Annotated in this window: 4 protein-coding genes; all 4 read left to right on the top strand. The window is 45.6% G+C overall.

All coding sequences use genetic code 11. From position 1 onward, the window contains the following. Window positions 1–179 precede the first annotated feature (179 nt). On the top strand, window positions 180–560 hold the full coding sequence (gene rpsL / locus FN732_RS09370; protein WP_142936273.1) for a 30S ribosomal protein S12: 381 nt from the start codon (window positions 180–182) through the stop codon (window positions 558–560). A 16-nt stretch (window positions 561–576) separates the two neighbouring features. Continuing rightward, on the top strand, window positions 577–1,047 hold the full coding sequence (rpsG, locus tag FN732_RS09375; RefSeq protein ID WP_142936274.1) for a 30S ribosomal protein S7: 471 nt from the start codon (window positions 577–579) through the stop codon (window positions 1,045–1,047). Window positions 1,048–1,070: 23 nt separating this feature from the next. Beyond that, window positions 1,071–3,173 carry an elongation factor G gene (gene fusA, locus FN732_RS09380; protein WP_142936275.1) on the top strand — a complete coding sequence of 701 codons (2,103 nt, stop codon included), beginning with the start codon at window positions 1,071–1,073 and terminating at the stop codon, window positions 3,171–3,173. Window positions 3,174–3,285: 112 nt separating this feature from the next. Continuing rightward, a partial coding sequence (locus FN732_RS09385; RefSeq protein WP_142936276.1) for a GTP-binding protein occupies window positions 3,286–3,380 on the top strand: 95 nt, incomplete at its 3' end.

A 3,380-nucleotide genomic window follows, 5' to 3' on the forward strand; every position in this document is an offset into this window, starting at 1 on the left:
CTTTTACAACTTCGTTAGGCCTCATCAAGGTCTTGGTTATAAGACTCCAGTAGAGAAGTTTGAGGAATATATTAAAAAACTCCAGGGTGTCCACCATGTATTGAACGAGAACAAGGAGTTGACAATTTGCAAAACCTTTGCTTATATTCAGCCCGTCAAACTATAATAGGAGGAGTAGTATGCCCACAATCAACCAGTTGGTTAGAAAGGGGCGTGAGAAAAAGGTAAAGCGCTCCAAGTCTCCAGCCCTCCAGGGTAACCCTCAAAAAAGGGGTGTCTGTGTTAGGGTATTTACAACAACTCCAAAGAAGCCTAACTCTGCCCTACGTAAAGTAGCAAGGGTAAGGCTCTCTAACGGTATTGAGGTAACTGCCTACATCCCTGGTATCGGGCACAACCTTCAGGAACACTCAGTTGTTCTCGTAAGGGGTGGAAGGGTTAAGGACCTTCCTGGTGTTCGTTACAAGATTATTAGGGGAGCTCTCGACGCAGCAGGCGTTGAGGGAAGAAGGCAGTCCCGTTCCAAGTATGGAACAAAAAGACCTAAGGAGAAAAAATAATTAGGAGAGGAAGGACATGCCAAGGAAAGGACCAGTTCCACCAAGGGAAATACTCCCAGACCCAGTTTATGGTGACAAACTTGTCGCAAAGTTAATCAACAAAGTAATGAAGGACGGCAAGAAAAGTAAGGCAGAAAAGATTGTCTACGGAGCCTTTGAAATCATTAAGGAAAAGTTGGGTGAGGACCCTCTTAAGGTGTTCCACAAAGCAGTTGAAAATGTAAAACCGATAATGGAAGTACGTCCACGCCGTGTTGGTGGTGCCACATATCAGGTACCAATGGAGGTAAGGCCAGAGAGGCAAATTCACTTAGCTTTAAAGTGGATCGTGGACGCTGCACGTGCTCGTTCTGAGCGCGGAATGGTTAACAAACTCGCAAATGAACTAATCGATGCCTACAACGAAAGGGGTGGTGCCTTCAAGAAGAAGGAGGATACCCACAGAATGGCAGAGGCAAACAAGGCCTTTGCCCACTACAGGTGGTAAGGAACTCTATTTAGGAGGAAAAATTGAGCAAACAACAGGCTTTGATAAAGCAGATTAAGGTTCCTCTTGATAAGGTTAGGAACATAGGAATCATTGCACACATCGATGCTGGTAAGACAACAACAACCGAGCGTATCCTCTACTACACCGGCCGTATCCATAAGATTGGGGAAGTTCACGAAGGTGCGGCCGAAATGGACTGGATGGAGCAGGAAAAGGAAAGGGGTATTACAATTACCTCTGCTACAACAACCTGTTTCTGGAGAAACCACAGGATTAACATCGTTGACACTCCCGGACACGTTGACTTTACTATTGAGGTTGAACGTTCATTAAGGGTTCTTGACGGTGCAGTAACAATACTCTGTTCCGTTGGTGGTGTTCAGCCCCAAACGGAAACCGTTTGGCGTCAGGCAGACAAGTACAGGGTTCCCAGAATTATCTTTGTCAACAAAATGGACAGAATCGGTGCAGATTTCTTCAGAGTTGTTGGCGAAGTTGAGGAAAAGTTAGGGGCAAAGCCCGTTCCTGTTCAGGTTCCTATCGGTGCTGAGGATGAGTTTAAAGGTGTAGTTGACCTCATAACTATGAAGGCAATTATCTGGGAGGAGGAAACGTTAGGTGCTAAGTTCCACTACGAGGAAATACCAGAAGACCTCCTTCCAGTTGCTGAGGAGTGGCGTGAGAAAATGTTAGAAGCCCTCGCGGATATTGATGAAGAAATTATGATGAAGTACCTTGAGGGCGAGGAAATTACAGAGGATGAGATAAAAGCTGCCCTGAGGAAAGGAACGATTGAACTTAAGTTTTTCCCTATGCTCTGCGGTTCTGCATTTAAAAATAAGGGAGTTCAGCCACTCCTTGATGCAGTAGTTGACTACCTTCCATCTCCTCTTGATGTTCCTCCTATCAAAGGAATTAACCCAAAAACGGGAGAGGAGGAGGAAAGACCGGCCTCCTACGATGCTCCTTTTGCAGCTCTTGCATTTAAGATTCTCACTGACCCGTACGTTGGTCAGCTTACATTTGTAAGGGTTTACTCAGGATTAATGGAGTCAGGTTCTTACGTCTACAACGCTACAAGGGATAAAAAGGAAAGGCTTGCAAGAATCCTGCGTATGCACGCAAACAAGAGGGAGGAGATTCCCGTTCTTGGTGCTGGAGATATTGCAGCTGCCGTTGGTTTAAGGGAGACTTACACCGGAGATACTCTCTGTGACCCTGAACACCCAATTCTACTTGAAGCTATGGAGTTTCCAGAGCCTGTTATCTCTGTTGCCGTTGAACCAAAAACAAAGGCAGACCAAGAGAAACTCTCATTAGCTCTTCAGAAACTTGCTAAGGAAGACCCATCCTTTAGGGTTTCAATGGACCATGAGACAGGACAGACAATTATCTCCGGAATGGGAGAGCTCCACCTCGAAATCATCGTTGACCGTTTAAAGCGTGAGTTCAACGTTGATGTTAACGTAGGTAAACCTCAGGTTGCTTACAGGGAAACAATCAAGAAGGAAGTTACATCTGAAGGTAAGTTCATCAAACAGACAGGTGGTAGAGGTCAGTACGGTCACGTATGGCTCAAGATTGAACCCCTTGAACCCGGTAAGGGATTTGAATTCCACGAGACAATCAAGGGTGGAGTTGTTCCGAAGGAGTACATTCCTGCTGTTGAAGCCGGCGTAAAGGAAGCAATGGAGACTGGTGTAGTTGCCGGTTATCCAATGACCGATATCAAGGTTACCCTATTTGATGGTTCTTACCACGAGGTTGACTCCTCAGAGATGGCCTTCAAGATTGCCGGTTCTATAGCGTTTAAGGAAGGTGCTAAGAAGGCAAACCCTGTCCTTTTAGAGCCAATAATGGAGGTTGAAGTCACAACTCCCGAGGAGTTTATGGGAGACGTAATCGGTGACCTCAACAAGCGCCGTGGAAGGGTTCAGGGAATGGAAGCAAGGGGTAACGCTCAAGTGATAAGAGCTCTCGTTCCCCTTGCAGAGATGTTCGGTTATGCAACAGACCTCCGTTCAATGACTCAAGGTCGTGCAACCTACATAATGAAGTTCAGCCACTATGAGGAGGTTCCTCCAAACGTAGCTGAACAGATAATAGGAGAGAGAACTAAGTAATATCTGCCCCCTTAGGGGGCTTTTCCCTTTACTTTTAAAAAAGTTTGCATATAATTCCAGCCTGCAGTATTTGGTCTTTTAAAAACCAATAAGGAACTTTTAGGAGGAAAAGATGGCAAAGGAGAAATTTGAAAGGAAGAAACCCCACAAGAACGTGGGAACGATAGGTCACGTTGACCACGGAAAAACAACCCTCACAGCAGCAAT

This window comes from Balnearium lithotrophicum, from assembly GCF_900182585.1.
Classification (GTDB): domain Bacteria; phylum Aquificota; class Aquificia; order Desulfurobacteriales; family Desulfurobacteriaceae; genus Balnearium; species Balnearium lithotrophicum.

Bases quoted from the DNA above. Each gene is read 5' to 3' on its own strand.
- rpsL (WP_142936273.1), top strand. From the start codon at position 180: ATGCCCACAATCAACCAGTTGGTTAGAAAGGGGCGTGAGAAAAAGGTA.
- rpsG (WP_142936274.1), top strand. From the start codon at position 577: ATGCCAAGGAAAGGACCAGTTCCACCAAGGGAAATACTCCCAGACCCA.